The 13,336-nt window shown below is 38.5% G+C and carries 15 protein-coding genes and 1 other annotated feature; of the genes, 11 read left to right on the top strand and 4 right to left on the bottom strand.

The genetic code is table 11. The annotated features are described in order from the left end of the window. Nucleotide 1 precedes the first annotated feature (1 nt). The 3 genes from E7A03_RS05175 to E7A03_RS05165 all read left to right on the top strand — a co-directional run bounded on the left by E7A03_RS05175 (nucleotide 2) and on the right by E7A03_RS05165 (nucleotide 2,033). The gene (locus tag E7A03_RS05175; RefSeq protein ID WP_316073789.1) at nucleotides 2-742 is read left to right on the top strand and encodes an ABC transporter ATP-binding protein; all 741 of its coding nucleotides are present in this window, start codon (nucleotides 2-4) and stop codon (nucleotides 740-742) included. 204 nt (nucleotides 743-946) lie between these two features. Beyond that, on the top strand, nucleotides 947-1,174 hold the full coding sequence (locus E7A03_RS05170) for a hypothetical protein (protein ID WP_042986318.1): 228 nt from the start codon (nucleotides 947-949) through the stop codon (nucleotides 1,172-1,174). Next, nucleotides 1,140-2,033, top strand: a complete 894-nt coding sequence (locus E7A03_RS05165; RefSeq protein ID WP_021147559.1) for an LPO_1073/Vpar_1526 family protein — start codon at nucleotides 1,140-1,142, stop codon at nucleotides 2,031-2,033. Before E7A03_RS05170 ends, E7A03_RS05165 begins: the two co-directional genes overlap by 35 nt. Nucleotides 2,034-2,119: 86 nt before the next feature. Here the strand turns inward: E7A03_RS05165 and E7A03_RS05160 are convergent, their stop codons facing one another. The 3 genes from E7A03_RS05160 to E7A03_RS05150 form a co-directional block, all read right to left on the bottom strand. Beyond that, on the bottom strand, nucleotides 2,120-2,467 hold the full coding sequence (locus tag E7A03_RS05160) for a hypothetical protein (RefSeq protein ID WP_021147560.1): 348 nt from the start codon (nucleotides 2,465-2,467) through the stop codon (nucleotides 2,120-2,122). 228 nt (nucleotides 2,468-2,695) lie between these two features. Then, nucleotides 2,696-2,968, bottom strand: a complete 273-nt coding sequence (locus E7A03_RS05155; RefSeq protein ID WP_021147561.1) for a type II toxin-antitoxin system RelE/ParE family toxin — start codon at nucleotides 2,966-2,968, stop codon at nucleotides 2,696-2,698. A gap of 6 nt (nucleotides 2,969-2,974) precedes the next feature. Beyond that, nucleotides 2,975-3,256 carry a type II toxin-antitoxin system RelB/DinJ family antitoxin gene (locus tag E7A03_RS05150; RefSeq protein ID WP_004697933.1) on the bottom strand — a complete coding sequence of 94 codons (282 nt, stop codon included), beginning with the start codon at nucleotides 3,254-3,256 and terminating at the stop codon, nucleotides 2,975-2,977. 192 nt (nucleotides 3,257-3,448) lie between these two features. Here E7A03_RS05150 and E7A03_RS05145 point away from each other — a divergent pair, with 192 nt between their 5' ends. Together E7A03_RS05145 and E7A03_RS05140 are read left to right on the top strand one after the other, a co-directional pair. After that, nucleotides 3,449-4,078, top strand: a complete 630-nt coding sequence (locus tag E7A03_RS05145) for a hypothetical protein (protein ID WP_118091131.1) — start codon at nucleotides 3,449-3,451, stop codon at nucleotides 4,076-4,078. Nucleotides 4,079-4,194: 116 nt separating this feature from the next. Next, nucleotides 4,195-4,599, top strand: a complete 405-nt coding sequence (locus E7A03_RS05140) for a hypothetical protein (protein ID WP_021147563.1) — start codon at nucleotides 4,195-4,197, stop codon at nucleotides 4,597-4,599. A 133-nt stretch (nucleotides 4,600-4,732) separates the two neighbouring features. Here E7A03_RS05140 and E7A03_RS05135 read toward each other — a convergent pair whose 3' ends face one another. After that, on the bottom strand, nucleotides 4,733-5,248 hold the full coding sequence (locus tag E7A03_RS05135) for a DUF308 domain-containing protein (protein ID WP_021147564.1): 516 nt from the start codon (nucleotides 5,246-5,248) through the stop codon (nucleotides 4,733-4,735). A 156-nt stretch (nucleotides 5,249-5,404) separates the two neighbouring features. Beyond that, nucleotides 5,405-5,608: a binding site (T-box leader), on the top strand. Nucleotides 5,609-5,762: 154 nt separating this feature from the next. Here E7A03_RS05135 and E7A03_RS05130 point away from each other — a divergent pair. The 6 genes from E7A03_RS05130 to E7A03_RS05105 all read left to right on the top strand — a co-directional run bounded on the left by E7A03_RS05130 (nucleotide 5,763) and on the right by E7A03_RS05105 (nucleotide 12,677). After that, nucleotides 5,763-7,301 (top strand): 2-isopropylmalate synthase, encoded by a 1,539-nt coding sequence (locus E7A03_RS05130; RefSeq protein ID WP_316073788.1) that lies wholly within the window; start codon nucleotides 5,763-5,765, stop codon nucleotides 7,299-7,301. A gap of 1 nt (nucleotide 7,302) precedes the next feature. Beyond that, nucleotides 7,303-8,562, top strand: coding sequence for a 3-isopropylmalate dehydratase large subunit (gene leuC, locus E7A03_RS05125; RefSeq protein WP_174892136.1), 1,260 nt, complete (start codon nucleotides 7,303-7,305; stop codon nucleotides 8,560-8,562). Between the two features lies 1 nt (nucleotide 8,563). Then, nucleotides 8,564-9,055, top strand: a complete 492-nt coding sequence (locus E7A03_RS05120) for a 3-isopropylmalate dehydratase small subunit (RefSeq protein ID WP_174892137.1) — start codon at nucleotides 8,564-8,566, stop codon at nucleotides 9,053-9,055. Between the two features lie 284 nt (nucleotides 9,056-9,339). Beyond that, nucleotides 9,340-10,410 carry a 3-isopropylmalate dehydrogenase gene (leuB, locus tag E7A03_RS05115; protein WP_174892138.1) on the top strand — a complete coding sequence of 357 codons (1,071 nt, stop codon included), beginning with the start codon at nucleotides 9,340-9,342 and terminating at the stop codon, nucleotides 10,408-10,410. 230 nt (nucleotides 10,411-10,640) lie between these two features. Further along, nucleotides 10,641-11,180 (top strand): hypothetical protein, encoded by a 540-nt coding sequence (locus tag E7A03_RS05110; RefSeq protein WP_012863703.1) that lies wholly within the window; start codon nucleotides 10,641-10,643, stop codon nucleotides 11,178-11,180. A 309-nt stretch (nucleotides 11,181-11,489) separates the two neighbouring features. Further along, nucleotides 11,490-12,677, top strand: a complete 1,188-nt coding sequence (locus E7A03_RS05105) for an oxygen-binding di-iron domain-containing protein (RefSeq protein WP_316073786.1) — start codon at nucleotides 11,490-11,492, stop codon at nucleotides 12,675-12,677. The last annotated feature ends 659 nt before the right edge of the window (nucleotides 12,678-13,336 follow it).

Raw genomic sequence — 13,336 nt, 5'->3', positions numbered from 1 at the left:
TATGATTCAACTCGAGAATATCTGTAAACAATATACAAACCACAATCATACGGTTCGTGCTGTTGATGATGTATCTTTTTCTGTAGCGGAGAATGAACGGGTAGGTATTGCTGGTGGTAGTGGTTCTGGTAAAAGCACGCTGCTTAGGCTGATTGCTATGCTAGAAAAACCTACATCTGGCACCTTGCGACTCTTTGGTGAGGAAATCCATTCCATTCAAAATCATACAGAAATATATCGCTCTATGCAGATGATGTTCCAAAATCCCTTGGCGGTGATTCCACCGAGAATGAACTTAGAAGCATTTCTCTTAGAGCCGTATATCAACTATGAGCTTATGGATATAGCGGCAGCAAAGGACGATATCCGTAAGTGGATTCAACATGTAGACCTACCTGAAACGATCGTTAACAAATACCCGCATGAGGTCAGCGGCGGTCAATTGCAACGCGTTGTATTAGCACGAATAATGTTGATGAATCCAAAACTAGTACTCTTTGATGAACCTACATCAGCCCTTGATGCAGTGAATCAAAAACTGGTGCTAGACCTATTACAAAAACTCCATACGGAACAACCCTTCGGCTACGTATTCGTCAGCCATGACATCGGACTATTACAAGCCGTAACAGACCGAATCATCGTCATGAAAGACGGACAAATCGTAGAAACCATCGAATCAAAACGATTAAAAGAAGCGGTACATCCATATACACAAGCACTCGTGGAAGCGAGTGAGTAAAAAGCAAAGAGCCCCTGTTTGAAACAGGGGCCTTTTGCTATATATTTATTATTTAAGTACGTAAGTGTTTGGAGGTATCCAGCAATAATTATGATTATCATAAGTATAATTTTTATAAATTAAATTAATAATACTTATATATGCAGGAGATTTTGTTAAATTGAAGAAATATATAAGTAGTGAGTTAGTTGGAGGAAAATTAACATGGATTTTAATTCGATACTAGATTTCATTAAGGAGAATTCTTGGGTTTTAGGAAGTGGAGGGGTAGTTGGATTAATTGTATTAATAAAATCTATTTTTGGTAAATCTGCAAATGTATCGCAAAAGATAAGAGCAGGAAAAAATTCAATTAATATTCAGTCAAATAATGATGTGAATTTGGGGGACATTAATAATGTTAGAGAAACAAAGGATAGAAACAGGGGATAATTCAACTACAGTTATGGCTGGAAGAGACGTTAATCATTTTAATAATGGGATAACATACATGGAGGCAAAAGCAATATGTAATGATTTGTTTCAGTTAAATTTTTATAAATTGAAGGAAGCCGCAGAAGCTATTGCAACTAAAAGAGCTGAAGAACTTATAAATGGATTTCTTCAAAAGTTAGCGGAGAGAGGACTTATAAAGCCTGAAGTCTTTCAAGACCCTGATATGCAATATACATTGGTAAATGCGCAAATTGCGTATGCAAAGTCGGGTGATAAAGATGTTGAAGATTTGCTAATAACACTTTTAATAGAACGAGTCAATCAGCATGAAGATGACCTAAGTAAAATTATATTAAATGAATCCTTAAATGTAATTAATTTATTAACTAAAGAACATTTAAATATATTGGCTGCTATTTTCTTTATGCGATATGTTAAAAATCACGCAGTTAATAGATATGAAATCATAGATTATTTTAACATTGTTTTAGAGTTTATAAAAAAATGTACTAATACTAATACTGAAATCGTATTTGATCATTTAGCTTATAGTAGATGTATTACTCCAACTAATGCGTTTATGCATCCCGCTTTTGCTACGTTTGAACCTTATATGGAGGTATGTTTTGGTGTTGGAATTTCTAATGATCCAAATGATATGAATGAATTACTTAATACAGAGCCCTGTTTTAGAGAAATAATTAAATTATGGGATAACTCATATCTATCTAAAGCAGTACTTACGAGTGTTGGTAAAGCGATTGCAATAACTTATATAAGAAGTCAGAATATTTTGTTACCATATGAGACTTGGCTTAGTTGTAATTCTTCTAATAGTGAGTCCAGTATAGATTAGTTACATATGCTTATTTAATATGATAAAAAAGTGGTTGCCAGCAATACGTCGGTAACCACTTAATAGTTAATTTGAAATATATAGGTTTATTCAATTTTCGCTTTCAAATCAATTATATTTTTAGCAGCTACGCAACCAGGGCAGTCGCAGAATTCAGCGCCTTTTGCTTTAATGTCTTTAGCATGTTGTAATAGGTTAGCTGCGCCTTCTTCGCCAAGGATTTGTGTAGCTAATTCAGAGCCTGCAAAGCCGATTGTTTCATCGATGAGTGCAATGTTTTGCTCTGCTAATGGTACGAGTTGTTTTGTAAGCTCTTCTTGCTCAGGTTTGCCTTCTGCGTTGATCCAAGATTGAGCAAATTCTTTTACTGTAGGGTTGCTTGTAGGTGCATCTAATAAAGCTTGCACGAGTTGTGTTAATTGTGTATGTGTCATGATGATCTCCTTTTATAAACTACTAACTATAGTTTTGGAAAAGTGCATTTAGTATCATATGAGCACCTGTTCCTTTTGTTGAGTACATTATAGCATCTACAGTAATTTTGAATAGTAGAATAATTTACGATAGATACTATCAAATGTGATAGATTTATGATGATAGCTGTTTTAAATTTTTTGGGGAAATAGAATAGAGGAATGCTTTCGCATTCCTCTTTAACTTGGTTAGAATAAATCTGAGTGACTGCCTGTGCGAGTTAAAGATAATACTAACATATCATCTTTAATTGCATAAATTAGAAGCCAATCTGGCTCGATGTGTAATTCTCTAAAGCCTTCGTAGTTTCCTGTTAATGGATGATCTTTATAACTAGGATCTAATAGCGTTTGATTCTGTAATTTAGTGATGATTGAATAGAGTTTATTGAGATCTTTACCGCGTTTCTTGGAGCGCTTTAGGTCCTTTTTGAACTTACTGCTAAGCACTAATCTCAACATAACTGATTACTCCAATCCTAAATCCTCAATCATTTCTTTTACATTAGCATATGATTTTGCTTTTACTTTTCCTGCTAATATATCTTTCGTTTCTTGAATAGCAGCTTCTGTTTCTGCATTATAACGAGGTTGTTTAGGTTGAAATGGAAATCCACCTTCCATTAGTGATGTGTGGAGAAAAATATTAATCGCATCAGTTACGGATATGCCAAAGCTAGCATATAATGCTTCTAATTGTGCTTTTACAGCTGGCTCGATACGCAAACTGATAGAGGCTGTTTTAGCCATAGTATCACCTCCTGTTACTTATATTGTAATGCAAATAATTTATATTCGCAATCAAATGATTGCATTTTGCAATCAAAATGCTTTTCTTTTTCTGTAGAGAAAATCCTTATAAATATAAGAATATAAAAATATTAGAATTTTAAGTGATATAATTTACTTAATAAATGTAGTTTGCTTACAGGGGAATGTATCATGAAAAAGATTGTGTGTGCATTGTCTGCATTAGCTTTCATAGGTTCCATCAATGTTGCATCCGCAGATGACTTGATGCGGTTCCGTCTTAATGGTAATTCTATTTATAATCAGCCTTATGGTGATCGAAATGAGTTTCCTTGTCCAGATAGACTTGGAAGTTGCACTATGACTGATGAGGATTATAGAAGCACTCGTAAAGGTCAATCGCTAGAGGTGTTTGATACTCTATATGAGGCTAAACAGCATTTGAACTTTAAACCGCATTTGCCAAGTGGATTAGGGGGATTATGTCCTGTACATGTATCTATTGTGGATCACGATGTATTACAAGTCGTGCATGCCTATCATGAGCTTTTAAAAGGGAGATATTTTGATCGTGTAGATGATATGCCGAAATATATTAAGTATCGTGTATCGACTCTATCAGGTAATATCGCAGGCGATTATAAGGATTACTTACCTCAAAAAACAGATGTTGTAAATGGGATGACGGTAACCTATCGAATGGTGGATGATGCTGTGTATTTGGCATCTTGGGAATATGAGGGACAGAATCACGTGTTTTTGTTTAATGAGCCAGTTTCTGTTGAGCGAGCTAGAGAAATGATTAAGCGTGTAGAATATTGAAAAAATACTTTAAGTGTAGTATATTCTAGATAGCCAATTGATAGTTGTGCAATTAACTACGAAGTCCCTCAGAGTTGTAGCTCTGGGGGATTTTTTTAGATAGTGGAGATAAACTAATGAAAGCAGAAAATTACAAGATTTCAAAGCTATCATATATAGAAAATGGTAGTAATGAAATTATGGAAAGGTACCAAATACACACGAAATATGAAACGGAACCGCCTCATGGAGATGCTATATATTCTATTTCTATAAAGGGCAAAGTATTGCCATTTTGGATTTATGGTAGAGATGTTACTTTCATAGGTAGTATGGTTATGGTAGAGTCTGTAAGATGCAAAACATGGAATCCCATAGAATCCATCATTATTGATTTAGAGAATGAAGTGTATGCTAGTTTAAAGGGATGGTATACAGATATTTCATTTGTTAATAATCGAATAGAGCTTACTAATCAAGTTGTAAAAGTGGATAAACGAATTCTAAAAAATTTTGTGAATTTAGAGTGGATACGCTTTTAAGATTGATTGCCTAGAGGTATGCTTTTGGATAGATATTTTCAAATAAAATAGCTGTCACAAATACGAAATAGACATCGTAATTTATGACAGCTGCTTTGGCAGTACATGGTCAATCTAACAGTGTATTGTTATTTTATTTTCTGAAAGCCTCACCGATGGAATAAATCCCGTCAAATAAGAAGCCGAAAGCGATGCAATAGATAAATGCTTCACCAAAAGCGATCGGCTCGAATATAAGTAATAGGCCTAATAGTAAAAGAATTAGTGCAAGCCATTTTGCATTACGTCCCATGAGTGATACCATGCTGTCGGACTTTCTTGATTTAATGAAAATAAAGATGGCTTCAAATACCATCCAGATGCCGATTGTGATCGGGAATACTAACGGTAGGAATGCAAATCCGCCGCATACGAGAAAGATACCGAATAGAGCATTGATAATGCCGCTGATGAGATACCAGCCGCTACGTAATTCAGCCGGTAACATAAAATAATTTATAATGGAGCTGACCGCATTGACGAAAAAGATAATAGAAAAAAGCCAGGCAAAAGCCATGAGATTAATAACGGGGTTTAATAGTAAGAATATCCCCAGGATAATGCTTACAATACCCGATACAATAAAGAAGAATTTGCTTGAACCACTCATAATAATTCCTCCAATCATTGGTACTGCCTATTTTCAGTATGCGTGAAATCATGGGGAATGTCAAATTGTAACGATAAAACTGTGCTTTCACAAAACTCACATGTCCATCCTGTTGACACAGTTCTATAGAATGCCGTATAATACTTTTATATCTTAAATCAAGCGATGAACGGGTATAAAGGTTTACAAATCCTGCTTTCAGAGAGTTGCCGGCTGGTGCGAGGCAATAGAGGTTGTACGCTGACACTCTCCCGTGAGCTTTGATGGCGAATACAGCAGTAGTCATTGACGGTGGTTCCGTTATACCCGAAACGAGTCCCAATTAGGGTGGTACCGTGTTATGAATATAACGCCCCTTTGAGCAACGACAGTTGTTCTGAGGGGCTTTTTTATTTGTGAAAGTCTAGTAAGTCACAGATTATATATGGTGTCGACATTGGCGATTTTACAAACTTTCACTATGGATAGATATAATAAAGTGTTATGTTTTATGAGGATAGAAAAGGTGGCTATTATGGAACAGAATCGCGTATATTTCTTTGATACAACCCTTCGTGATGGGGAACAAACACCAGGTGTATCTTTACAAACTCCTGAAAAAATTGAAATTGCGAAAGGCCTAGTACGTCTCGGCATTGACGTTATTGAGGCCGGTTTCCCGGCGGCATCCCATGGAGATTTTGAAGCGGTACAAACGATTGCACGCGAAGTCAAAGGTGCAACAATTTGTGCGTTGGCTCGTGCTAATGAAAAGGACGTACAAAAAGCGATTGATGCGTTGAAAGATGCGGAACGTAGCCGTTTACATGTATTCATTGCTATTTCCGAACTTCATATGGAATATAAATTAAAAATGACTCGCCAAGAGGTATTGGATAAGGTTAAATCCGTGTTGGCATATGCAAAAGGTAAGGTTGATGAAATCGAGTTCTCTGGTGAAGACGCGGCACGCGCTGATTTAGATTTCGCATGCCAAGTATTTGGTGTTGCAATTGCTGGTGGCGCTACAATTATTAACGTACCAGATACAGTAGGTTATATGAACCCTAATGAGTTCGGTGATAAAATCCGCTACATTAAAGAACATACATCAGGAATTGAAAATGCAATTATCTCTGTTCACTGCCATGACGACTTAGGCCTTGCCAATGCGAATACGTTAGCCGCTATTAAAGTAGGTGCACGCCAAGTAGAAGGCACAATTAATGGTCTGGGTGAACGGGCTGGTAACGTAGCGATTGAAGAAGTGGTAATGGCTCTTAAAACACGCCATGATTATTTTGATGACCTTCAAGTGAACATCGATACAAAACAATTTACGAAAGCATCTAAACTTGTGAGCCGTTTAACAGGGGTTGTAGTTCCTCCAAATAAACCAATCGTGGGTTCTAACGCCTTTGCTCATGAGTCTGGTATTCATCAACATGGCATGATGAGCAATCCTGAAACGTATGAAATCATGACTCCTGAGTCCGTAGGGGCTGAAAAAACAGACCTCGTATTGGGCAAACACTCCGGTCGTCATGCCTTTGCGGATCACTTGGCAAAACTTGGGTTCCAATCTTTTGCTGAGGAAAAAATCAACGATCTTTTCGCTAAGTTTAAAGAGTTAGCAGACCGCAAAAAACAAGTATACGATGATGATATCGTAGCCCTTGTTGTAGATAATCTTCACCACAAAAAAGCGTTCGAGCTCGTGGCTCAATATTACAAATTGGGTGAAAAAGGCTACGCATACGCTGACGTTCGTCTCATGACTCCAGATGGTGAAAGAGCGGATGCTGCCGTTGGTGATGGTCCAGTAGACGCATCCCTTAAAGCGGTTGAACGTGTTGTTGGCTTGCCAATCAGCTTAAAAGACTACCAAATCCGTGCTATCACAGCCGGTAAAGATGCCCTTGGGGAAGCAACCCTCAAGGTAGAATATAACGGTCGCTTGTACCATGGTCGTGGTATCAGCACAGATATCGTTAAATCAAGTGTAAATGCATATATTAATGCAGTAAACTCAGTATTCCTAGCTATGGAGCTAGAACAACAGGAGGAAGAATAATATGGGTATGACCATTACTGAAAAGAATATGGCTCGCCACGCGGGTCTTGATGTCGTTAAACCGGGACAAATCATCGAATGTCAGTTGGATGCGGTATTGATGAACGACATCACATTCCCACCGGCTCGTAAAGAGTTTTTGAAGATTGGCAAACCTGTATTTGATCGTCATAAAATCTACTTAGTGCCGGATCATTTTACACCAAATAAAGATATTCAATCCGCTACACAAGCGAAAGTAATGCGCGACTTCGTGCGCGAACATGGCATTACAAACTACTTTGAAGTCGGTAGAATGGGTATCGAGCACGTTATTTTGCCAGAAAAAGGTCTTATCGGCCCTGGCGAAATGATGATCGGTGCTGACTCCCACACTTGTACATATGGTGCGGTAAATGCATTCTCCACAGGCGTAGGCTCCACTGATGCGGGCGTTGCTATGGCAGAAGGTAAAACTTGGTTCAAAGTACCTGAAACAATTAAGGTTGAGCTTATCGGCAAACCTAACAAATGGGTAACTGGTAAAGACGTAATCCTTGATTTAATCGGTCAAATCGGCGTAGACGGCGCTCGTTACATGGCCCTTGAATTCGCCGGCGAAGGCGTACAACATATGACTATGGCTGATCGCCTCACAATCTGTAACATGGCTATCGAAGCTGGTGGTAAATGTGGTGTATTCCCTTATGATGCAATTACTGAAGAATATATCAAAGGCCGTGTCAATCGTCCTGTTGAGCCAATCGCTCCAGATGCTGATGCGGTATATGCTCAAACTATTACCATCGACTTGTCCAAATTGCAACCAGTGGTAGCATTCCCTCATTTGCCATCCAACACACATTACATCAACGAAATCGACAAAGATATTAAAATTGACCAAGTTATCATCGGTTCCTGTACAAATGGCCGTTACGAAGACTTGGTAGCAGCTGCAGAAATCTTCAAAGGCCGCAAGGTGGCTCCATTTGTTCGTTGCATCGTAATCCCTGGATCCCAAGATGTGTACGACCAAGCTATGAAAGATGGCCTTTTAGATATCTTCATTCAAGCTGACTGCGCAGTGTCCACGCCAACATGTGGTCCATGCCTAGGTGGTTACATGGGAATCATGGCTGAAGGGGAACGTACCGTTTCCACTACAAACCGTAACTTCCGTGGTCGTATGGGACATGTGGATTCCGAGGTGTATTTGGCAAGCCCGTATGTGGCGGCAGCGAGTGCTGTACTAGGCCGTATTGCAGGCCCTGAGGAGGTTTAATATGGATTTTGAAAGCAAGAAAATCTGGCGCTACGGCGACGATGTAGATACAGACGTAATCATTCCGGCTCGTTACTTGGCGATTGCTGACTGGAACGAATTGGCCGAACATGCGATGGAAGATATTGATACGACGTTCGCTCCTAATGTGAAAGCTGGCGAAATCATGGTAGCTGGTAAAAACTTTGGTTGTGGTTCTTCTCGTGAACATGCACCAGGCGTTATTAAAGCTAAAGGCGTGCCTGTTATTGTGGCACATTCCTTTGCACGTATCTTCTTCCGTAATGCTATCAACATCGGTTTGCCAGTTGTGGAAATCGGTGAACAAGTTGATCGTATCGATGCTGGCGATGCAATCGGCGTAGACTTGTCTAAAGGTATCGTGTACAATTTGACGAAAAACGAACAATACCAAGGGACTGAGTTGCCACAATTCATTCAAGATATTGCGGCGGCAGGCGGTCTTGTAAGTTTTGCTAAAAACCGTAAGTAGCAGGATGAAACGAAACACGTATCTCAAGCCTCCAAAGCGAGCTAAGTCGGTTTCGACACGTGTTTCGTTTCAAACCATTCTACTTTTGTGTAGCAAAACTATAAATCCCTCTAGCTAACAATATCTTGAATGAATTTATGGCAGAGGGGGAATGAGGAGCGAGCTAAGTAGGTCTCAAGGCATATGCCAGCTCTTGTTTCATTAACTGTTATTGCGATTTCTTCGCAAAGGGCACTGGAGGGAGAGCATGAGGTTTACAATTTTTTACTGTTTGGAGAGGTAATATGAGCGAAAAGAGTATCGTATTGATTCCTGGTGATGGTATCGGTACTGAGATTATTGCGGCAGCGAAGGCTGTGTGTGATGTGGCTTTTGAGAAAGCCGGTGTAAAGGTTAATTGGATTGATAAGAAAGCGGGCGGTGCGTCTATTGATGCGTATGGCGTGCCTTTGACTGAGGATACGATTGAGGCTTGTAAAGCGGCTGATGCTGTATTGCTCGGTGCTGTAGGCGGTCCTAAATGGGATAATGTCGATCCTTCTATCCGTCCTGAGAAAGCAATTCTAGGCCTTCGTAAGGAGCTTGGTTTGTTCTGTAACTTGCGTCCTGTAAAAATCTACCCATCCTTGCAAGAGTATTCTCCACTTAAAAAGGAACTAGTACAAGATGTGGATTTCGTCATCGTTCGTGAGTTGACTGGTGGTATTTATTTCGGTGAACGGGAAGAGGCACAAGGTGAAGGTGCTAACGAGTTCGCATGGGATAAAGAAACGTACAGCCGTTATGAAGTAGAGCGCATCATGGACATCGCTATGGTAACAGCTCGTAAACGCAACAAAAAGGTTGTATCCGTAGATAAAGCAAATGTATTGGCTTCTTCTCGTTTGTGGCGTAAAATCGCTCAAGAGAAAGCGGCTGCCAACCCGGATATCGCAACAGATTACCTTTATGTAGATAATACAGCAATGCAACTCGTTGTAAATCCTGCACAATTCGATGTTATCGTTACAACGAACTTATTTGGCGATATCTTGTCAGACGAAGGCGCTGTTATCTCTGGTTCTATCGGGCTTTTACCATCTGCATCCATGGGTACCGGTACTGCATTGTACGAGCCAATCCACGGATCCGCGCCGGACATCATGGGCCAAAACTTGGCGAATCCGTTGGGTACAATCTTGTCCGCTGCGATGATGTGTCGTCATTCCCTTGATTTACCTCAAGTGGCTGACGCTATTGAAAGTGCTGTAGAACAAGTGCTCGTTGATGGTTACCGCACAGGCGATATCTACCGCGAAGGCTTGAAACGGGTAGGTACTACTGAAATGGCGCAAGCCGTAATCGAACGTTTATAAAAGTAATAAATTAAGATTTCTCAAAGTTATTAACGTGAGTTACGTCATTTTTAAAATCATATTATAAGCGTTAAGATATAGATATTATAATATATTTGTCCAATTAAATAAGAGGGGGTTGTAAGGCCCTCTCTTTTTTGTAGGACACTAGCGGTATATGTAGTTGTTCTTCATATATTAGAGTGCTATATTGGTAGATGAATGGCAAAATATTCTTTAAGGAGGCCTTTATGAATTCTTCGATGTATCGAAATTTAACCATTACTGCTTTATTGATGGCATTAGCCATCATGATTCCTATCGTGATGCCTTTGAAAGTTGTGATTCCACCGGCATCGTATACATTGGCGAGTCATGTTCCTATATTCTTAGCTATGTTCTTATCTAGAAAGATGGCAGCTTGTGTCGTGATAGGTTCTACGCTCGGCTTCTTTGTAGCAGGGTTCCCACTTGTTATCGTTATGCGCGCTGCATCTCATATCATCTTTGCCTTGATGGGGGCTTACTATATTAAACATCATCCAGGCGTATTAACAGGGGCTCTATCCTTTGTTGCGTTTAACCTTGCTTGTGCTATCGTTCACGCTATTGGTGAGGTACTAGCATGCCTATTGTTCTATACTACCACTACGATGCCAAACATTGATCTCATCTACGTTGTATTTGTTCTTGTAGGTGGCGGTACCATCGTTCATAGCTTGGTTGATGGATATATTGCATTATATATCTATAAAGCTATCCCTGGACTATCTAAATCGGGTAATAAATAATCATATAATTACATATACTCGTAACCACTCATGGGAAATCGATGTGTACTAATGTACAACATGTGATTACCTATGAGTGGTTTTTATAATAATTCTCAAAACTGTACCTACAGGTACAGACTTAATTGTGTGATATCGATATAATAAAACTATAGTTAATGACCGATTTATGTTGTATCCATTGATATAACATTTGGCCATATATTTGGTATTATCGGTGAAAGTTGCTTCTATCATTCGTGTTTCTATATAGGTTCATTAAAAAATCTGAGTTAAGCACATCAACTTTCACAGAACATGGAGGTTATTATGAGAAAGCACATTAAAAACAATGTTTCTTGGGTTGGCAAAATCGACTGGGAATTGCAAGAATTCCACGGTTCTGACTACAGCATTAATAATGGTTCTAGCCAAAATGCGTACTTGATTGAAGAGGAGAAGACTGTCCTCATCGATACTGTGTGGAAACCTCATTCCTCCGAGTTCATTGATAATTTGGAATCTGAAATCGATTTGAATAAGATTGATTTCATCGTATGTAATCACGGCGAAGTAGATCATAGTGGTTCTTTGCCTGCGTTGATGGAAAAAATACCTAATACGCCAATTTATTGTACCGAAAATGCAGTTAAGTCCTTGGTTGGTCAATATCATCACCCTGAATGGAATTTCAAAACTGTTAAAACTGGTGACTCCGTAGATATCGGGAACGATAAATCCTTGGTATTCGTAGAAATGCGCATGCTTCACTGGCCTGATTCCATGGCGACTTATATGACAGGGGATAATATCTTGTTCTCCAACGATGCATTTGGTCAGCATTTTGCCGTAGAAGAACTATGGGCGGATAAGGCCGATCAATGCCGTCTATGGGAAGAAGCGATGAAATATTACGCTAATATCTTGAATCCATTCTCTCCATTGGTAAAAGCTAAAGTTGAAGAAATTCAAAAGCTTAACTTGCCAATCGATATCATCGCTACTAGTCATGGCGCCATTTGGCGGAAAAATCCAATGCAAATCGTAGAAAAATACTATGAATGGTCGCAAGCATATCAAGAGAATCAAATCACAATAGTATACGACACTATGTGGGACGGCACCAAGAAGTTGGCACATAAGATTGCTGAAGAAATTGCGAAACAATCCCCTGATACACGTGTTAAGATTTTCAATATTAGTAAAACCAATAAAAATGACATCATGACAGAAGTCTTTAAGTCTAAAGCTATTGCTGTAGGGTCTCTAACAGTAGGTAATAGCGTATTATCTTCCGTAGCTGGTTGGCTCGATTTCTTGCGTGAGTTGAAATTTAAAAATAAAAAGGCTGCTGTATTTGGTACCTATGGCTGGTCTGGTGAATCTACAAAGGTACTCCGTGAAGAGTTGACTAAATATGGATTCTCTGTAGTAGAACCTGAAATTAAATGCAACTGGAACCCAGAAGAATCCGATTTTAATAAAGCAGAAGCACTTGTAAGCGCCTTATTAGCATAATTACATATAATAAAGAAAGATTCTTGTTATAAAACCCCTATTTTTGATATGTACCCCCTTTACTGGATAATCAGTAAAAGGGGTATTTTCATGAAGAATAGGGGCCTTCTTTTTTTAAACATATACATAAAATATTAGTCAATATAAATTGTATTTGTCATGTTTATTCTCATAACATTCTCGTTAGCGTTTTTTGGGGCACCGATTTGCATTGATAGATACTGGCGCTATAGAAATATAAAATTATAATAAAATGTTAAGTTGTTGATTAAATATACAAAATAGTTTAATTCACATATAACTCATGAATTAAGTGTGAATGTGAATTAATGAGGATATAAGGTATATTTTGCGTACTTATAAGGTGATTATTTATTTATAAGTTATACAGTTTGTTATATGAGAAAAGTTTACAAAGTTGCGAAAAATTTAACTCATAAGGGGAAATAATGAGTAAAATTTATTTCCCTGTAAAGCTAGGAATAAAGCGGATTTTGATAGGTATAAAGACTTGGTAATTTGGTTTGTGTTAGAAAAAAGGGTTGTGTATATCGTAAAACTTTGATATGCTATGCGGGTAATCGACAATATAAATTTTTCTTAAACTGATTAGGGATATTTCTTTATGCTAATTTAGAATATGCGCCTGTTCAGACCGA

The organism is Veillonella parvula (assembly GCF_032472435.1).
GTDB classification, from domain to species: Bacteria; Bacillota; Negativicutes; order Veillonellales; family Veillonellaceae; genus Veillonella; species Veillonella parvula_N.
The sequence above is the reverse complement of the archived record's forward strand: the minus strand, read 5'-3'. Positions and strand labels throughout refer to the sequence as shown.